Below are 17,627 nucleotides of genomic sequence, written 5' to 3'. Positions count from 1 at the left end.
CCTCGGGTTTTAACGGGTACACGACGCTTTCATGTGCAAAAAGTGTGCGGGCTGCATCGACGTGTCGAGACTACTCATTAAGGTGCAAGTGCACCAAAATTGGGTTTTTTCTTCTATTATGCACTCATGTGGTGCGCTTAATGTTCTGGGGAGAGCGATGAGAAATATAGTGAATGGTTCGTGCCGGTTTGCAGCCGCGATGTTGGCACTGGTGGCATCGAGTTCCGTGATGGCGGATGAGTTGAATGGCGCAAATACCGCTTGGATATTGACCTCGACGGCACTGGTACTGTTTATGACCCTGCCGGGGCTGGCGCTGTTTTACGGCGGTCTGGTGCGCAACAAGAACGTGCTAAGCGTCCTGATGCAGTGCTTTACCATTGCCTGCGTAGCGTCAGTGTTGTGGTTTGTGGTCGGTTACAGTATCGCGTTTACCGAGGGCAACGGTTTTATGGGTAGCCTTAGTGCTCGTGCATTCCTTGCAGGGGTAGGCGAAGATACCTTGGCTGGCGATATTCCTGAAACCCTGTTTGTCATGTTTCAGATGACTTTTGCTGTTATTACGCCAGCGCTGATAGTAGGCGGCTTTGCCGAGCGTATGCGTTTTTCCGCCGTCGTTCTATTTTCGGCGCTGTGGCTGCTGGTGGTCTACGCCCCGGTAACGCACTGGGTGTGGGGCGGCGGCTGGCTGGCAGAGCTGGGGCTGCTGGATTTTGTAGGTGGTGTTGTTGTGCACATTACAGCGGGTGTTGCAGCGCTGGTTGCTGCGCTTGTGCTGGGTAATCGCAATGGCTTCCCGACAACGGCTATGCCTCCTCATAATCTTACGATGACAATGACCGGCGCTGGCATGCTGTGGGTTGGCTGGTTCGGTTTCAATGCCGGTAGTGCACTGGCGGCCAATGGCGATGCGACTATGGCGATGCTGGTGACGCATTTATCGGCAGCAGCCGGTGCCTTTACCTGGTTAAGCATAGAGTGGATTCGCTTTGGCAAGCCCAGTGCTCTGGGTGCGGTGACTGGTATGGTCGCGGGTTTGGGTACCATCACGCCTGCGTCCGGCTATGTGGGGCCCGCGGGAGCGTTGGTCATTGGTATCAGTGCCGGCATCGTCTGCTTCTACGCGACGATGACTTTAAAGCAGGTATTGAAAATCGATGATTCTCTTGACGTGTTTCCGGTGCATGGCGTGGGCGGGATTCTCGGTACATTTATGGCCGGTATCTTTGCCAGCGACCAGCTCGGATTGTTCAGTGGTCAGGGCTACGCAGATGGCGTGACAATGGGTTCTCAGGTCAAGGTTCAGCTAATTGGTATTGTGGTTACTATCGCCTACACCGCTGTGGTTAGTTTTATTCTGCTCAAAGCTGTGCAGTTGATCACTGGTTTGCGAGTGTCGCCCGAAGAGGAGACCGAGGGCTTGGATATCGTTGGTCATAACGAGTCGGGTTACGATCTCTGATTGACGTTTACAGCGCTTAAAAACGCCCGGCTTAACGTCGGGCGTTTTTAATTGTGTGGCTGGTTTGAGATATACTGCCTGGAACAATTTTAAAGCACGTGTTACGTGAGCTTGGGGGCGGGGTAATGACAACGAAGTATCTCTTGGTATCGGTCAGCGATGGCGAAGAGTTTGCGATGCTAAGTGGCGCAAGCTACACCATTGGGAGAAGCCCGGAATGTGATCTGATTGTGAGCAATGGCTACCCGTCCAGAAACCACGCAAAAATCACAGTGACTGACGATAACGTCATCCTTGAAGACCTGGGGTCGACCAACGGTACTTTTGTTAATAAGCGTCAGATCGATGCGCCAACACACCTAAAACCGGGTGATGTGGTGAAGTTTGATTCAGCGGCCTACCACGTTGTAGCTCCGGAAAGTGACAGCTCCACACTGGTCATGCGTAACCTCGATAGTTCCAGCCAAGTTCCTGAGTCGTCCTCAATTGTTATAGAAGAAGAGCAAGATGTTGGTAGTGAAACGGCTTTCCATCAGGCCTTTCCCTTGCCTGCAGACTGGGCCGAAGCCGAGGAGGGCGGCCACACGTTTTCAGCCAACGTATTTTCAAAAGAGAAGATTGATCAGCTCCTTGACCAGTGCCTGCCAAAAGATCGCAAGGTAAGCGCCGCTTTGGTGATTACCTCTGGCAATCATAAGTCGCGTGTCGTGGGTCTGATTCCTAAAAAAGAGGTTCAGCGCTGGACAATTGGTCGCAGCGCGAAATGCCAGTTTCCGCTAACCGATCCCAGCGTAAGTGGCCAGCATGCGTTGCTGCAGTTTGCCAATGGCGCGTGGGAAATCAAGGATACAGACTCAACCAACGGGTTAAAAATCAACGGGCGAAAGGAGTCTCAAGGGCGCTTGCGTGACGGAGACAAGGTGTCACTGGGACAGGTGAATATGGTTTTCCGGTTGCTCTGATATGGCGGTAGAAAAGCTTATCTTATACGGCACCTCCGCGTGCCACCTATGCGAACTGGCTGAAGCCTTGCTTGTTGAACTGCAGTCGGGCGGGCTGGCATTCACATTGGAAAAGGTGGATATCGCAGACGATGACACGCTGATGGAGCGCTATGGCATCGTTATCCCTGTTGTCAGGCGCAGCAACGGCAGTGAGCTGGGCTGGCCTTTCGATGCTCAGGCCGTTGTGCACTGGTTAGCTGCGGCGTGATCATGCACCGGTCTGGACTTATTGACCCACCCGGACCGCAAGAACATCGCAGTGGGCGCCATGCAATACGCCGTTAGCGGTAGAGCCCAGGATCAGCGCAAGCCCTTGTCGGCCGTGACTTCCAACGACAATCAAGTCGGCACTGATATCATCTGCCAGCTGATGTATTTGGCTTTCAGGTCTGCCGATCAGTAAGTGTAGACGATCAGACGGGAGTGTATAGCGCTCGCCGAACTGCCGCAGTTGTTTCTCAGCCTGCTCTTGCAATTGATCCTGCACGCCGGAAAAGTCCATGGGAATATCGCCGCCGTAGGCGAGGCTAAGCGGCTCTATCACATGGACTAGGTGGAGTTCTGCGGAGTTGCGGGCCGCGATATTGTTGGCGCGGTCGACCACTGCGGCGGACTCTTCGGAAAGGTCGATGGCTGTTACAACACGCTGGTAGTTTTGCATATAGTATCGCCCTCCAAATGTAGGCTGTAATCTAATTAAGGATGAAATTTCCGTGCGCGTCCAGTTTTCGAGGGTCAAATTGTGGGTTGGTTGATTGGTTTTATCGTTGTCGCCTTTGTCGTAGCCCCCATCATGTGGGTCATGCCGAGCCCGGCGCAAAAGCGACAGGCGCGTTTGCGAGAGCGGGCGCAGCAGCTGGGTTTGGCTATCAGCTTGGTAGATTTGCCGCAATCGCATCGCAGCAAGGTACGCAAGGAGGCGGCAGCTAAAGGCGTCGCGTATAGCTTGCGGATGCAGCGCGAACGCAACCGAATCCGCCCGCACTGGTTTGTTTGGCGGGAGGCGCCAGACGGCGAGAGGGATATTGATGGTAGCTGTCCTGAGGCGGTTGTGGATGCTCTCCCGGCATTGCGCGCCAGGATGGGTGCCGATATGGTGGGCTTTGGTTCAACACCTGAAGGTTACGTGCTCTACTGGCGTGAGCGCGGTGATGAAACTACGGTAGAGCAGGTCGCAATGCTGCTTGAAGACATACGACAATTGGCAGGGGGAACGGCAATTGGCCGAAAAACAAATACCTAAGCCTGGGCGATATCGTCATTATAAAGGGGGCGAATACGAGGTGCTTGGTACTGCCCGACATAGCGAGACGGAAGAGCTCCTGGTGGTATATCGGCCGCTCTATGGTGAGCGCGGGTTGTGGGTGAGGCCATTGACCATGTTTACTGAAAATGTACAGGTTGGTGAAGCGTCGGTGCCGCGTTTTGCCTATGAATCCGCTTGCTGAATCAGATTGTCTTGTGTGGGTTGCGCACCACAAATTCCTTGCCAAATTCGGACTTGCGCTTGACCCGCCGCAAGTGAGGTCTTATATATGTCGCCTCTTCGACGTGGCAACAGTCACCGGATCAGCATGATGTTAGAAGGATATTATGGCCAAATCGCTGGTAATCGTGGAATCACCCGCGAAAGCAAAAACGATCAACAAGTACCTGGGCCCCGACTTTGTGGTCAAGTCCAGTGTCGGCCATATCCGGGATTTGCCTACCAGTGGTGGTGGCAAACAGGCTGTTGATCCCAAGGAGCGTGCCAAGGCTGCCGCCAAAACTCGCAAAATGTCGCCGGAAGAAAAGGCGGCTCATAAGCGCAAGAAATCGCGAGAGCAGCTGATCAATCGGATGGGGATAGACCCTGAACACGATTGGAAAGCCAAATACGAAATCCTGCCGGGCAAGGAAAAGGTGGTCGCCGAGCTGAAGAAGCTGGCGGCAGACGCCGATTACGTGTACCTCGCAACGGACCTTGACCGCGAAGGGGAGGCGATTGCCTGGCACCTGCGCGAGGCCATTGCTGGCGACGAATCTCGCTATCGTCGGGTGGTGTTTAATGAAATCACCAAAAAGGCGATCACCGAAGCGTTTTCCAAACCATCCGAGCTCGATCTGAACCGCGTTAATGCTCAGCAGGCACGCCGTTTTCTCGATCGCGTTGTGGGCTACATGGTGTCGCCGTTGCTGTGGTCAAAGGTTGCCAGGGGCCTGTCTGCGGGGCGGGTTCAGTCGGTTGCGGTGCGTTTGATTGTAGAGCGCGAGCGTGAAATTCGGGCGTTTATTCCAGAAGAATTCTGGCAGCTCCATGCCGATCTAAAGCATGACAACGGCCCGCTGCGGCTGGAAGTAAAAAAGCAGGGCGATGCGAATTTCAGGCCCGGTAATGAAGCGCAAACGATGGCAGCGGTGGATGCTCTCAAAGAGTCCACATTCACCGTGGCAGATCGGGAAGACAAACCCACTAGTAGTCGCCCATCCGCACCCTATATCACCTCAACCTTGCAGCAGGCCGCGAGTACGCGCATGGGGTTTGGGGTTAAGAAGACCATGATGCTGGCTCAGCGGCTGTACGAGGCTGGCTACATCACCTACATGCGTACCGACTCCACCAACCTCAGTAATGATGCGGTGGCCCAGTGTCGCGACTATATCGAGGGAGAATACGGCAAAAAGTATCTGCCGGAGTCGCCTAACCGTTACAGCAGTAAGGAGGGCGCCCAGGAAGCGCACGAAGCGATTCGCCCCTCGGACGTCACTCTGCTACCAACCCAGCTTAAAGGCATGGAGCGTGATGCGGAGCGGCTGTACACCCTTATTTGGCGGCAGTTTGTCGCCTGTCAGATGGTGCCGGCCCAGTTCACTAGTACCAGTGTGACCGTTAAGGCCGGAGAGTTTGAGCTGAAAACCCGTGGCCGGGTTATGCGCTTTGACGGCTACCTGCGGGCCCAGCCACCAGCTGGCAGCAAAAAAGAGGAAGACACCGAGCTGCCCGATGTTAACGTCGGAGATACCCTGGCGCTGGTCAAACTAGACCCTTCACAGCATTTTACCAAGCCGGCACCGCGTTTCACCGAAGCGTCGCTGGTTAAAGAACTCGAAAAACGAGGTATAGGTCGACCGTCTACCTATGCATCCATCATATCCACCATTCAGGATCGCGGTTATGTGCGGGTAGAAAACCGGCGGTTTTACGCTGAGAAAATGGGCGATATTGTGACTGATCGCCTGGTGGAGTGCTTCAGTGATCTGCTCGATTACAGCTTTACCGCAAACATGGAAGAAGCCTTAGATGAGGTGGCCGGCGCTAAAAAAGACTGGCGTGCGCTACTGGATGAGTTCTATTCGGATTTCTCCAGCAAGCTTGAGCAGGCGGAATCCGACGACAACGGCATGCGCAGTAATCAACCGTCGGAAACCGATATAGCCTGCCCTGATTGCGGTCGAGCCATGCAGGTGCGCACGGCCAGTACCGGCGTGTTTTTGGGTTGCTCGGGCTATGCATTGCCCCCCAAAGAGCGCTGCAAGCGTACGATCAACCTGATTCCCGGTGACGAAGTGGTTCGGGCGGACGCAGACGACGAAGAAGAATCGCGGCTGTTGATTAACCGCCATCGCTGCCCCAAGTGCAATACCGCCATGGACAGCTACTTGATTGACGAATCTCGCAAGCTCCATGTCTGTGGTAACAACCCGGACTGCAGCGGCTTCGAGGTGGAGCAGGGACAGTTCAAGATCAAAGGCTATGATGGCCCTGTCATCGAGTGTGATAAATGCGGCGCCGATATGCAGTTGAAAACAGGCCGCTTTGGCAAGTATTTCGGCTGCACCGCTGATGAATGTAAAAATACTCGTAAACTTTTGCGCAGTGGAGAACCGGCCCCGCCGAAAATGGATCCGGTGCCTATGCCTGAACTGGCCTGCGAAAAAGTGGACGATTACTACGTGCTGCGCGACGGTGCTGCTGGTCTGTTTCTGGCAGCGAAGGGCTTTCCGAAAAATCGTGAGACGCGCGCGCCACTGGTGGCTGAAATACTGCCACACAAAGAGGAAATTGATCCGAAGTACAGCTACCTGTTCGATGCTCCCGTAGCTGACGACGCTGGCTTACCAGCGGTAATCCGCTACAGTCGCAAGAGCCAGGAACATTATGTCCAGACAGAGGATGGCGGAAAGCCAACAGGCTGGGCTGCTTACTACGTAAACGGTCGCTGGGACGTGCAGAAGAAGGTCGCGAAGAAAAAAGCGCCCGCCAAGAAAAAAGCGGCGAAGAAGAAAGCTGCCGCAAAAAAGACGGCTAAAAAGGATTAAGCGGTGGCAGCTTCAGTACGCGCACATGCCAATCTGGAATTGTTTCTCGCGCGCAAATGTATTGCCCGATTTTCACAGCCGCTTGATCCGTACTGGGGTGAGCACAGTGATACGGTAGACCGGCATCACGCGATATTTCATTTACAACTGGCGTATCGCTGCCACCTAGCGGATTTGTGTGAGCAGCGTGAGATTTCGCTGCGGCCGGTGTCTGCTCAACACGGTTGTGCCGAGCTGGAGCGGATGGGGCAGACGATACCTGAGATGGTCGAGTTGGCCGAACGGGAAGTGCATCAGCCGTGGCTGCAAAACCTGCTGGCTGAAGACTTTTTGCCTCTGGCAGTCAGTACTGCCAGTGCCGCAGATGACGTGATAGCAGTATCTACTGCCGGGCGCGTTTGGGATGAAACCACGCTGAATAGCGTGGCGGATGAGCTGCAGTCCCTGTTTGACCGCCATCGGGACGGCCAGCAGGAATACTGAAGGCTGCCAGACTTTCATTGGCTCCTGTGAGCTGGGATTGTTACAATTTCCCCAACCAAAGGGCTTGGCCCTGAATCCAACAAGGTGTCAGTGTGTTTTCCTACCTCGAACTCGTGGAACTGCCGAACGGGGATATCGTCCTGCAACGCTCTGATGACGACAGCGAACCGCTAGTTGTTATCAGCTTTTCAGAGGCCTCTCGTCAGTTTATGGCAGCCCCGCCCCTAGAAGTGGCTCGGGCGATGATACAGGCTGGCATTGAAGTTGCTTCTGAAGCCCCGGAAATTACCATGGAAGAGGAGATCGAAGGTGAAGAGCTGTTGGATATGACGTCGCCGGACAACAAAACGGTTCACTGAAGCCGCGTGTCCGGCGCCTTATCAGGTCACTGCGCGCTGTCGAGATAAATCAACAGGCATTCCGCCTGGCCTTTCCTGGCTGCCCATTCCAGCTGTGCATAATCGGCTCTGCTCAGGGGGGTGTGTGCCAGCATCACGACGGTATGGCTGCGGCCGCCCTGAAGGGCGCGCAGGGCGAGGGGCAGTGTGCCGCTGGCGTCTCGGGCCAGTACCTGAAGCAGGTGGTGGCCTCTGCGTCGTGCATCTGCGCTTAGAAAGCTTTTGACTGGCGTGTCGGCAATCCAGCAGACCCACCGGTTATCGTCGGTGTCGTTGAGCTCGCGCAGAATGCCGGTCAGCAGTGGTTGGCTGGAAAGCGGGTTGCTCGCCGGGAGATGTAATTCTGCAATGCGACTACGGTTAAGGTTGAGAACATCGGCCGATGCCGGGTTCACTGCGAACATTTCGTTTTGAGTTTCCATATTAATGTCTCCGCAACACGCCGACGCTGAGGCCTTCAATGGCAAAATCCTGTTCCCTCAAATCCACTTCAATGGGCTCATAGTCGGGGTTTTCAGGTAGCAGTAAAATCTGGTATTTGCTTTTGGTGGGTTTAAAGCGTTTTACCGTCACTTCATCGTCAATTCTGGCCACGATAATATCGCCGGCATTGGCTGTGCTCGTGCGGTGCACGGCGAGCAGGTCATCTTCGTAAATGCCAATATCAATCATGCTGTCGCCGCGTACTCGCAAGAAGTAATCGGCGCGGGGTTTAAAGGTTGAACCCGGCATGTCGCAGTACTCTTCAATGTGTTCTTGAGCCAGGATGGGATTGCCGGCAGCAACGCGGCCCACCACGGGGATTCCGCTGGAGCCCTCCGGCAGGCGAATACCGCGCGAGGCGCCAGCAATCATCTCGATAGCGCCTTTGCGCGCCAATGCTTTCAGGTGTTCTTCTGCGGCGTTAGGGGAGCGGAAACCCAACTCACGGGCAATATCAGCGCGTGTGGGAGGGTAACCGGTTTCTTCTATGTACTGCTTGATTAGGTTGAGAACTTCCTGTTGCCTGGCGGTCAGTGTGCTCATTGCTATTCCTGTTCGGATATACAGTTACTGTCAGTATATACAGGAAGTCTGGCTGCGCAAGTTTTTTTTAGCGCGTGAGTGTGGGGTAGAGACGACGGGTCAAACAGAATAAGGGGGGCAGCCATCACAGGGATGGCTCAGAGGTACGGTAAAGGATCAGAAATCGTCGAGTAGACCGTTGATGGTGTCAGGTTCGATTTCGCTCAGCGGGTCGCGCCAGCTTCCAGCGGAGGAATAATCGCTGGAATCGCGGTAGTCATCGTCAGAGAGCTCAAAGGGACTGCGCCAGTCCTCGGGTTCCTCTACGTGTTCGAGTACTAGCTCTTTCCAGCTATCGTGATCGTATTCGCAAATTTCACCGTCAACCATTTGCGTTTCGATGGCATCGTCGATAGCGACCACTTCAAAGATTGCGCCGAGTTGCAGGTCTTTATACCAGCTCCCAATTTGGGGCCTCACATTATTCATTGCGTACTCCTTCAAAGATGAAGCGACAGCTACAAAGTAACACCAGTGCGTGTGCTGTCTAGAGGCCGATTTCAGTCAAAATTTCACGTGGCTATGCGTACGTACAAGTACCTAAGATGTGTAAAATAGTTTGCTTTTCATCTGGTTAAGCGTCGATCCTGCGAACTGGTCCCGCCGTAACACCGGTTTTTTATTCGGTGGCCTTATAAGCAGCATGCCTTACGTAATAAAATAATCTAGCAAGAGACTTGTCTGGAAAATATTGGGGATTGGAGCAATGTTCGAAAACTGGCTACAGAAAGTCCAGATAGAAGATTACCCGTGGTTGTGGAAAGTGTTCGCAGCGATACTTGTTACAGCGCTGCTCAATTATGTTGTCGGCAAGCTGCTGGATCGCCTTAAAACCAAGCTTGAGAAAACACACACCGTATGGGATGACGCCCTGTTAGCTTCAATACGTCGGCCGGCATACTGGATGATCTGGCTGGTGGGCTTCAGCTACGCCTTGCAATTGATACTGCAAACTTCCGACGCGGAAATATTTTCGGTGCTAAATAACCTGCGTGCGGTGTTGGCGGTGCTGATCATCACCTGGTTTCTGGTAGGGCTGGTGCGAGAGGTGGAAGGCCGCTTATTGTCCGGAGAGTACACCAAGCAGGAAGAGCCCTTCGATCCTACCACCGTAATGGCCATTGGTAAGCTGGTCAAAACGGCGATAATCATTACTGCGCTGCTGGTGGCTATGCAGACTCTGGGTTATAGCATTTCCGGCGTATTAGCCTTTGGCGGTATCGGTGGGATCGCGGTAGGTTTTGCCGCGAAAGATCTGCTCGCGAATTTTTTTGGTGGGCTCATGGTGTACCTGGACCGGCCCTTCGCTGTGGGTGAATGGATTCGTTCCCCTGACCAGAATATCGAAGGTGTGGTGGAAAATATCGGTTGGCGCCAAACCCGCATTCGCACTTTTGATCAGCGGCCTCTGTATGTGCCCAATGCCACGTTCACGCAAATATCGGTGGAAAACCCGTCACGGATGCTCAATCGCCGGATCTACGAAACGATAGGCGTACGCTACGACGACGCTCGCAAAGTGGCGGATATCGTCCGCGATGTTAAAGACTACCTCGCATCGCACGATGATATCGATCAGAACAAAACCCTGATTGTAAACTTCAATGGTTTTGGCCCGTCGTCGCTGGATTTTTTCATCTATACCTTCACCAAAACAACCAACTGGGTGGCCTACCACGAGATCAAGCAGCGGGTGCTGCTCGATGTGCTGGGCATTATTCATCAGCACGGTGCGGATGTCGCTTATCCGACAACCACCGTTAAATTACAGCAGGAAGTGGCTGATCAGATAGAGCAGGGGGGCGCCGAACAGGGCGCCACTGCGCAACAGGAGACATCGGCGTGAGTGAAGCAGTAGCCATCATCGGCGGAACCGGGTTATGTGATTGGGATGGTGCCGAAGTGTTAGCCGCCAGGGTGGTGGATACGCCTTATGGTGAAACCAGCGCGCCACTGCGCGACATGCGTTACGGCGGATCCCGTTTTTACTTTCTGCCCAGGCATGGCGACGGGCACCGTTTGCCGCCGCATAAAATCAACTATCGGGCCAATATCTGGGCCTTGCAGCAAGTCGGCGTGAAAGCGGTCTTTGCGGTAAATGCGGTGGGGGGCATCACCGCGCGTTGCGGTACCGGCGCACTGGTGGTGCCTGACCAGATTATCGATTACAGCTGGGGGCGAGAGCATACTTTTTTCGATGGCAACGATGGTCGATTGGACCATGTCGACTTTGGCTCACCCTACAGCGACGATTTGCGTGCGCAGCTGTTGAACGCAGCCGCCAAGCAGGCCATGGTGCTGGTTGAGGATGGGTGCTATGCCTGCACCCAGGGGCCACGCCTTGAGACAGCCGCCGAAGTGCAGAAATTGTTACGTGACGGGGCTGACGTGGTGGGCATGACGGGTATGCCAGAGGCGGCGTTGGCCCGGGAATTGGGGCTCGACTACGCTTCGTTGTGTCTGGTGGTGAATCCCGCTGCCGGCCTCAGCGATGAGCCCATTACTATGGCTGATATCCAAAAAGTAATCGACAGCGGAATGCAAAGCGTGAAAAACCTGCTGGCCGCGACCGTTAGCGGTTAAGCGCGGCGGTTTTGTCGCTGTTGCTTTTGGGCGCTGTAATCGGCGTGATCTTGATCAATACACCGAATAGTGGGTGATCAAGGTAATGTACTTCACCGCTACGCATGCGCCGGTTCTGGCGCATCACCACGGTGCGTTCTACATAGTAGCTACTGTCTTCAGCCATGAGAATGTCGAGGTTGCTGCTGGGTCGGCGCGGCATCTCGTTGTCGTCCCTGAATGACTCATCAGCATATTGCTGCTGGGCATAGCGCTCGGCTGCACGCTGCTGCCGTAATCTGGCCGCACTGTCGCGGTCGTTGACAGGAAAGGGGGTTGGCAGGGCCGGAAACTCGTTCATGCGCGGGGTTTGCGGTTCGCTGCGGTAGGCTCCTGAGCCTGTTTGCGCTTGGCCATTGTAGCGGCTGAGCCACAGATCGGTGTCGATGTGTAGGTAGCGTTCGAGGGCGATTTTGACGTAACCCTCCAGCTCAAAATGACGGCCAACCTGATTGCCGCCCTGAACCAACAGTGGCGTGGCTTTACTGCGGGTTTCCAACTGTTGCGGCCAGCTGCCACTGAACAGCATGCGGTAGCGGTAGGCACCTTTAAGTTTCTTTACCATTTCTGCAAATTCAGCGTCCGGCACCTGTGGCGCCAGTACGTAAGGTGTCAGCGTTGTAAGGGCGCTGCTTGTTGCTGCTGCTGTTGTGTTGTCACCCACCATTTCACGCGCAGAGGCCACGGTGGCGTCGGCTCGGGCTTTGGCCGTTTCTGCGCCGCTGGCCGGAAAACGCTCTGGATAGCGTTCTTTGCAGGCGGGGTCCAGTGGTTGGGCCGGTGTCGGGTTTTCGTAGCTGTCAGTGGGGTAATCTTCGCCGGCGTCAACCCGCTCAAGTATGTCCAGTAGACGGTTTTCGCTAGCGTTTACGCTGGGGTCGGGTTCTGAGATGCCACATAGGTCGGCGAGAAACTGCTCGCGTGTTTTCAGCCGTATTAATTTGGGCGGATACCTCAGTTGCAACTGGTTGCGCCACAGTTCGTCGTGTTCACCAGCGTCCCCACGATGCTCAAATACCGCCATGTGAACCTGGTACCAGCCTTCCGTCGACCCGGATTGGGAGCTTTGTGCTAGCGCACTGCTAGCAGACCCTAGGGCCAGCAGTAGTGCGGTAAACGGCCGGAAGTAACGAGTTTTTATCATCGGGCGGGTTTTCATGCGGCGGGTGCCAACTCTCTTATCAGGGTTTCAACAAATTCGAAGCGTTGTTCATTATCAGCCAATGGTTCGGAAAAGCGCAATGCCGTTGCGCCTTCCAGACGGTAACGCGCCGGTTTGGTCTGCACCAGTGTGACCAGATTGGCTGGATCTATCCGGGGTTCGTCGGAAAATTCGATGCGACCGCCCTGGGCAGATGCTTCCACTTTGATAATGCCGAGGCGGTCGGCTTCCAGTTTTAGCTGGGCTAGCCGGAACAGGTTTTTGGTGGCGTCTGGCAGAAGTCCAAAGCGGTCGATCATTTCTACCTGCAGTTCCCTCAATTCATGGTCGCTGGCGGCGCTGGCAATGCGCTTGTAGAGAATGAGGCGGCCCTGTACGTCTGGCAGATAGTCGTCGGGAATCAGAGCTGGCAGGCGCAGATTGATATCCGTGCTCACGGCCGGCTTTTCAAGGTCTACCGTGCGGCCCTCCTTGATGGCGGTCACCGCCCGCTCCAGCATTTCCATATACAAGCTGAATCCTACCGAGCTGATCTGGCCGCTCTGCTCATCGCCGAGCAGTTCGCCCGCACCACGGATCTCCAGATCGTGGGTGGCCAGGGTGAAACCGGCCCCGAGGGTGTCAGCTTCACTGATGGCGGTCAGGCGCTTTTCTGCATCTGCGGTCATCTGCCGAGCGGGAGGTGTCAACAGATAGGCGTATGCCTGGTGGTGGGAGCGGCCAACGCGCCCACGCAGCTGGTGCAACTGCGCCAGGCCAAACTTGTCGGCGCGCTCGATGATGATGGTGTTGGCATTGGGTACGTCGATGCCGGTTTCAATGATGGTTGAGCACACAAGCACATTGAAGCGTTTGTGATAAAAGTCGCTCATCACCTGTTCCAGCTCGCGCTCGCGCATCTGGCCGTGACCGATGGCAACGCGAATTTCCGGAATGTCTTCCTGCAGTTCACGAGCCGCCTTTTCGATGGTTTTCACATCGTTGTGCAGGTAGTACACCTGCCCCCCGCGCAGAATCTCGCGCAAGATAGCTTCTTTTATCAGGGCGTCGTCGTGTTCGCGTACAAAGGTCTTTACCGACAGACGACGTGCGGGCGGCGTGGCGATAATCGATAGGTCGCGCATGCCAGACATGGACATGTTCAGGGTTCGGGGGATCGGAGTGGCGGTCAGGGTCAGAATATCTACCTCGGCGCGCAGCGCCTTGAGCACCTCTTTCTGACGCACGCCAAACCGGTGCTCTTCATCGATGATGACCAACCCGAGATTCTTGTATTTGATATCGCTGCTGAGCAGCTTGTGGGTACCGATGAGTACATCAATCTTGCCCGCGTTCAGCCGGTCGATGATTGCGCTTTGTTCGGCTTGGCTGCGAAATCTTGATACAACGTCGACGGTGATCGGCCAGTTGGCAAAACGATCGCGAAAAGATTCAAAGTGCTGTTGAGCCAGCAGGGTAGTGGGCACCAGAATGGCTACCTGGCGATTGTTCTGTACCGCGACAAAGGCGGCACGCATGGCCACTTCGGTTTTGCCGAATCCGACATCACCACAGACCAGCCTGTCCATGGGGCGCGGAGCGCGCATATCGTTGAGTACTGCTTCGATGGCCTGTTCCTGATCGGGGGTTTCTTCGAAGGGAAACTCACTGGCAAAACGCAGGTAGTCTTCACGTTCCAGCTGGTATTCGTAGCCAGTACGGGCTTCGCGCTTGGCGTAGATGTCCAGCAGCTCGGCGGCGACATCGCGGATTTTCTCGGCCGCTTTTTTTCGGGCCTTGCTCCATTGATCTGTGCCGAGCCTGTGCAGTGGGGCTGTGGCTTCATCGGCACCGCTATAGCGACTGATCATGTGCAGTGCGCTCACCGGTACATAGAGCTTGGCACCGTCAGCGTATTCCAGAGCCAGGAACTCTTCTACCTGTTCGCCGACCTCAAGGCTTTGCAGGCCCTGGTAGCGTCCGACGCCGTGGTCTATGTGTACAACCGGGGCGCCGATGCGCAGTTCGGCAAGGTTTTTAACTGCCTGGTCAACTGCCGTGGTCGCTTTACGCCGCCGTCGACTTTGGGCCACGTGGTGGCCAAACAGTTGGCTTTCGGATACCAATGCCAGCTTGTCGGCGGCCAAAACTGCGCCGTGTTCCAGTGCTGCCGTGGTGACACACAATCCGGCGGAACTCTCGAGAAAAGCCTGCCAGCCGGACACTTGCTGGGGTTTCATCGCGTGACGTGACAGGAGTTCAATCAGCGCTTCGCGACGGCCGGCGGATTCGGCACACAACAATACCCGGTTGGATTGGTTGAACTGCCGTAGCGCCGCTGCAGGGTCGTCGCCGTGGGCGTCAATCTGTAGCGCCGGCGGTGGCGATGACGGCAGGTTGTGACCACCGGTGCCCTGAGGGAGGGGGTCAGTGTGGATAACCAGCTGGGGCCGCGGTTTAATTCGGGCAAACAGTTCGTCAACGGTCAGGAAGATCTCTGTTGGCGAGAGAACCGGGCGCTGGCGATCTCCGGCGCGCTGCTCGTAACGTTGCCGGGCATCTTTCCAAAAGTGCTCTGCAGACGCCTCTATACCGGCGATAGTGGCAATGGCAGTGTCGTCTGGCAGATAGTCGAAGAGGGTGGCGCATTTGTCAAAGAAGAGTGGCAGGTAGTATTCAATACCGGCGCTGGCAATTCCTTCACAAATATCTTGGTAAACTGGGCACTGGCGGTGATCTACGTCAAAGCGGGCGTGCCAGCGGTCACGAAAACCCTTGATGCCCGCGTTATCCAGGGGGTATTCCCGGCCAGGCAGGAGATCTACGCTGTCAAACTGTTCCAGGCTGCGCTGGGTTTCAGGGTCGAAACTTCGCAGCGTGTCGATCTCGTCGTCAAATAAATCTATGCGGTAGGGCGACCGGCTGCCCATGGGGAACAGATCGAGCAGAGCGCCGCGCAGTGTATATTCGCCGTGCTCGTAGACCGTATCGACATGTCGGTAGCCACTTTTTTCCAGTGTTTGCCGCATGGCGTCCAGATCGAGGGTCTGTCCCTTGCGAAGCTGCAAGCTGTGACCATGCAGGTAATCCATCGGCGGCAGGCGGTGCAGCAGGGTGGTAACCGGCACCACCAGTATGCCCTGTCGCATTCTCGGTAGTTCTGCCAGGCAGCGCAGCCGCTCGGAAATAATGTCCTGGTGTGGCGAAAACAGGTCGTAGGGCAGAGTCTCCCAGTCCGGCAGCAGGTGGGTGTCCAATTCCGGGGCGAAAAAGCGCAGTTCCTGTTCCACTCGGTAGGCTGTCGCGGTATTGTCGGTGACCAACACCAGCGGTGATGCCTGATTCTGGGCGATTTCCGCCACTGATAGGCTTTGTGCGGCGGCATGGGCGGAGCCAAGGCGTAGCTTGAGTCCTTTGCGAAGTGTCAGGTCTAAACCAGTGGTCAGCACGTAAAACGGGTCCGTTGGCAATGAATAGTGGAGTAGGGCGGCGGCATTTTAGCGCGCCAACCCCATAATTTCACAGAATGCTGTTGATGCCTTTGGTGAATGAAGGCTGGTGTCAAGGGCTGCGAAAGTCTTTGTTATCGCCCAAACACGCAGTTCCGGTTGAACTTGGGGGGCGGAATAAAGATAATACGCGCACATTTTTCCGCGCAATCAACAGGGTACCCCATCGTGACCGAGAGAAAACGTGCACGTCCGGCTGACTATTTTGCTGACTGGAAGGAGCGCGAGGCGCTTGCTGAAGGCATGATACCGCTAGTAGGTCAGCTCTACCGCAACAACAATGTGAAGACCTATATCTACGGTCAGAACCTCGTTAACAAATCGGTACTCGAAATCATGCAGGCGCATCGCTTTGTGCGCCAGGTGGAGCAAAACGAGCTCTCCGAATTCGAAACCTTTCCCGTCATCAAGTCGCTGGCGACGCTGGATCTGGGTACTGCCCATATCGATGCAGGCCGGATTGCCGTTGGTTATGAAACTGATGGCAAGGCTCAGGGCATCTCAGTAGATGAGTACGTCAAGAGCCAGGTTTCTGACCTGATCGGTACATCGGCGGAGCCGACTCGGGAGCCACGCGATGTCATTCTGTACGGCTTTGGTCGTATCGGTCGCCTGATGGCGCGCCTGCTGATCGAAAAGGCCGGCGGCGGCGAGAACCTTCGTCTTAAGGCTGTTGTTGTTCGCCCCAGCGGCAAAGAAGACGATTTGGTGAAGCGCGCCAGTCTGTTGCAGCGCGATTCAGTGCATGGTCAGTTCAAAGGTACCATCAGGGTTGACGAAGAGCGTAGCTCCTTCGTTGCCAACGGCAACGAAATCAAAGTGATCTACGCCGGTTCGCCCCAGGAAATTGATTACACCGAATACGGTATTAAAGATGCCATCGTTGTTGATAACACGGGTAAATGGCGTGATGTTGACGGGTTGTCTCAGCACCTGGCCTGTCCCGGTGTCAGCAAGGTTATCCTGACGGCACCTGGCAAGGGCGATATGAAGAATATCGTGTACGGAATCAACGACGGTGAGATCAGCGACAACGACACCATCATCTCTGCCGCCAGCTGCACCACTAACGCCATCGCCCCGCCGCTGAAAGCGCTGGACGACGAGTTTGGGGTGCTCAATGGTCACGTGGAAACGGTTCACGCCTATACCAATGACCAGAATCTGATTGATAACTACCACAGCGCCAAGCGCCGTGGTCGCAGCGCCCCGCTGAACATGGTACTCACCGAAACCGGTGCCGCCAAAGCCGTAGGCAAAGTACTGCCACAAATGCAGGGTAAACTGACTGGTAACGCGATTCGAGTACCGACGCCAAATGTTTCCATGGCGATCATGAAACTCAACCTCGCGCGCGAAACTACCGTTGAAGAAGTGAATGAGTATATGCGCAAGGTTGCGCTGCACTCACCGCTGCGCAAGCAAATTGATTACTCAAACTCGCCAGAGGTGGTGTCCAGCGATTTCGTTGGATCGCGCCATGCCTGTATCTACGATAGTGAGGCTACCATTGTTAATGGCAGCTCAGCTGTGATCTATTGTTGGTACGATAACGAATTCGGTTACAGCTGCCAGGTACACCGTATTCTGGAAAAAATGGCAGGCGTAGATTACGCCATCTACCCCAAAGAGAGTTAATTTATG

Annotated in this window: 17 protein-coding genes; 11 read left to right on the top strand and 6 right to left on the bottom strand. The window is 55.1% G+C overall.

Translation table 11 applies throughout. The features are described 5' to 3' along the window. Window positions 1-199: 199 nt before the first annotated feature. From ABYP39_RS01965 to ABYP39_RS01955, 3 genes are all read left to right on the top strand, one after another. Window positions 200-1,462: an ammonium transporter gene (locus ABYP39_RS01965; RefSeq protein WP_372780924.1), complete on the top strand. Its 1,263-nt coding sequence runs from the start codon at window positions 200-202 to the stop codon at window positions 1,460-1,462. Between the two features lie 125 nt (window positions 1,463-1,587). Continuing rightward, window positions 1,588-2,424: an FHA domain-containing protein gene (locus ABYP39_RS01960; protein WP_372780900.1), complete on the top strand. Its 837-nt coding sequence runs from the start codon at window positions 1,588-1,590 to the stop codon at window positions 2,422-2,424. A 1-nt stretch (window position 2,425) separates the two neighbouring features. Further along, window positions 2,426-2,674 (top strand): glutaredoxin family protein, encoded by a 249-nt coding sequence (locus ABYP39_RS01955; protein ID WP_372747970.1) that lies wholly within the window; start codon window positions 2,426-2,428, stop codon window positions 2,672-2,674. An 18-nt stretch (window positions 2,675-2,692) separates the two neighbouring features. Here ABYP39_RS01955 and ABYP39_RS01950 read toward each other — a convergent pair whose 3' ends face one another. Then, entirely contained in the window at window positions 2,693-3,127 is a 435-nt protein-coding gene (locus tag ABYP39_RS01950) for a universal stress protein (protein ID WP_372747971.1), read from the bottom strand. Between the two features lie 81 nt (window positions 3,128-3,208). Between ABYP39_RS01950 and ABYP39_RS01945 the strand changes: the two genes are divergently transcribed. The 5 genes from ABYP39_RS01945 to ABYP39_RS01925 all read left to right on the top strand — a co-directional run bounded on the left by ABYP39_RS01945 (window position 3,209) and on the right by ABYP39_RS01925 (window position 7,607). Continuing rightward, the gene (locus tag ABYP39_RS01945) at window positions 3,209-3,709 is read left to right on the top strand and encodes a hypothetical protein (RefSeq protein ID WP_372747972.1); all 501 of its coding nucleotides are present in this window, start codon (window positions 3,209-3,211) and stop codon (window positions 3,707-3,709) included. Then, the gene (locus tag ABYP39_RS01940) at window positions 3,702-3,914 is read left to right on the top strand and encodes a DUF1653 domain-containing protein (RefSeq protein ID WP_372747981.1); all 213 of its coding nucleotides are present in this window, start codon (window positions 3,702-3,704) and stop codon (window positions 3,912-3,914) included. Before ABYP39_RS01945 ends, ABYP39_RS01940 begins: the two co-directional genes overlap by 8 nt. A 145-nt stretch (window positions 3,915-4,059) precedes the next feature. Next, a complete protein-coding gene (topA, locus tag ABYP39_RS01935) occupies window positions 4,060-6,765 on the top strand; it encodes a type I DNA topoisomerase (RefSeq protein WP_372758216.1) in 2,706 nt (901 codons plus the stop codon). A gap of 3 nt (window positions 6,766-6,768) precedes the next feature. Beyond that, window positions 6,769-7,248, top strand: coding sequence for a hypothetical protein (locus tag ABYP39_RS01930; RefSeq protein WP_372780899.1), 480 nt, complete (start codon window positions 6,769-6,771; stop codon window positions 7,246-7,248). 92 nt (window positions 7,249-7,340) lie between these two features. Beyond that, window positions 7,341-7,607 carry a hypothetical protein gene (locus tag ABYP39_RS01925; RefSeq protein ID WP_372747975.1) on the top strand — a complete coding sequence of 89 codons (267 nt, stop codon included), beginning with the start codon at window positions 7,341-7,343 and terminating at the stop codon, window positions 7,605-7,607. A 26-nt stretch (window positions 7,608-7,633) separates the two neighbouring features. Here the strand turns inward: ABYP39_RS01925 and ABYP39_RS01920 are convergent, their stop codons facing one another. From ABYP39_RS01920 to ABYP39_RS01910, 3 genes are all read right to left on the bottom strand, one after another. Next, on the bottom strand, window positions 7,634-8,068 hold the full coding sequence (locus ABYP39_RS01920; protein WP_372780898.1) for a hypothetical protein: 435 nt from the start codon (window positions 8,066-8,068) through the stop codon (window positions 7,634-7,636). A gap of 1 nt (window position 8,069) precedes the next feature. Continuing rightward, entirely contained in the window at window positions 8,070-8,672 is a 603-nt protein-coding gene (gene lexA / locus ABYP39_RS01915; RefSeq protein WP_372747977.1) for a transcriptional repressor LexA, read from the bottom strand. 156 nt (window positions 8,673-8,828) lie between these two features. Beyond that, complete coding sequence (locus ABYP39_RS01910) at window positions 8,829-9,140, bottom strand: DUF6763 family protein (RefSeq protein ID WP_372747978.1); 312 nt, start codon at window positions 9,138-9,140, stop codon at window positions 8,829-8,831. A 277-nt stretch (window positions 9,141-9,417) separates the two neighbouring features. Between ABYP39_RS01910 and ABYP39_RS01905 the strand changes: the two genes are divergently transcribed. Both ABYP39_RS01905 and ABYP39_RS01900 read left to right on the top strand, forming a co-directional pair. Beyond that, the gene (locus ABYP39_RS01905; protein WP_372780897.1) at window positions 9,418-10,557 is read left to right on the top strand and encodes a mechanosensitive ion channel family protein; all 1,140 of its coding nucleotides are present in this window, start codon (window positions 9,418-9,420) and stop codon (window positions 10,555-10,557) included. Then, a complete protein-coding gene (locus tag ABYP39_RS01900) occupies window positions 10,554-11,294 on the top strand; it encodes an S-methyl-5'-thioinosine phosphorylase (protein WP_372749387.1) in 741 nt (246 codons plus the stop codon). Before ABYP39_RS01905 ends, ABYP39_RS01900 begins: the two co-directional genes overlap by 4 nt. Here the strand turns inward: ABYP39_RS01900 and ABYP39_RS01895 are convergent. Then, window positions 11,284-12,477 (bottom strand): CsiV family protein, encoded by a 1,194-nt coding sequence (locus ABYP39_RS01895; RefSeq protein ID WP_372780896.1) that lies wholly within the window; start codon window positions 12,475-12,477, stop codon window positions 11,284-11,286. The two genes, ABYP39_RS01900 and ABYP39_RS01895, sit on opposite strands and share 11 nt — an antisense overlap. Window positions 12,478-12,488: 11 nt before the next feature. Then, window positions 12,489-15,923 carry a transcription-repair coupling factor gene (mfd, locus tag ABYP39_RS01890; RefSeq protein ID WP_372780895.1) on the bottom strand — a complete coding sequence of 1,145 codons (3,435 nt, stop codon included), beginning with the start codon at window positions 15,921-15,923 and terminating at the stop codon, window positions 12,489-12,491. A 225-nt stretch (window positions 15,924-16,148) separates the two neighbouring features. Here mfd and ABYP39_RS01885 point away from each other — a divergent pair, with 225 nt between their 5' ends. Then, the gene (locus ABYP39_RS01885) at window positions 16,149-17,621 is read left to right on the top strand and encodes a glyceraldehyde-3-phosphate dehydrogenase (protein ID WP_372749457.1); all 1,473 of its coding nucleotides are present in this window, start codon (window positions 16,149-16,151) and stop codon (window positions 17,619-17,621) included. The last annotated feature ends 6 nt before the right edge of the window (window positions 17,622-17,627 follow it).

The organism is Litorivivens sp., assembly GCF_041625495.1.
In the GTDB taxonomy this organism is placed as follows: Bacteria; Pseudomonadota; Gammaproteobacteria; order Pseudomonadales; family Spongiibacteraceae; genus Litorivivens.
This window is presented reverse-complemented; position numbering and strand designations above follow the sequence as displayed.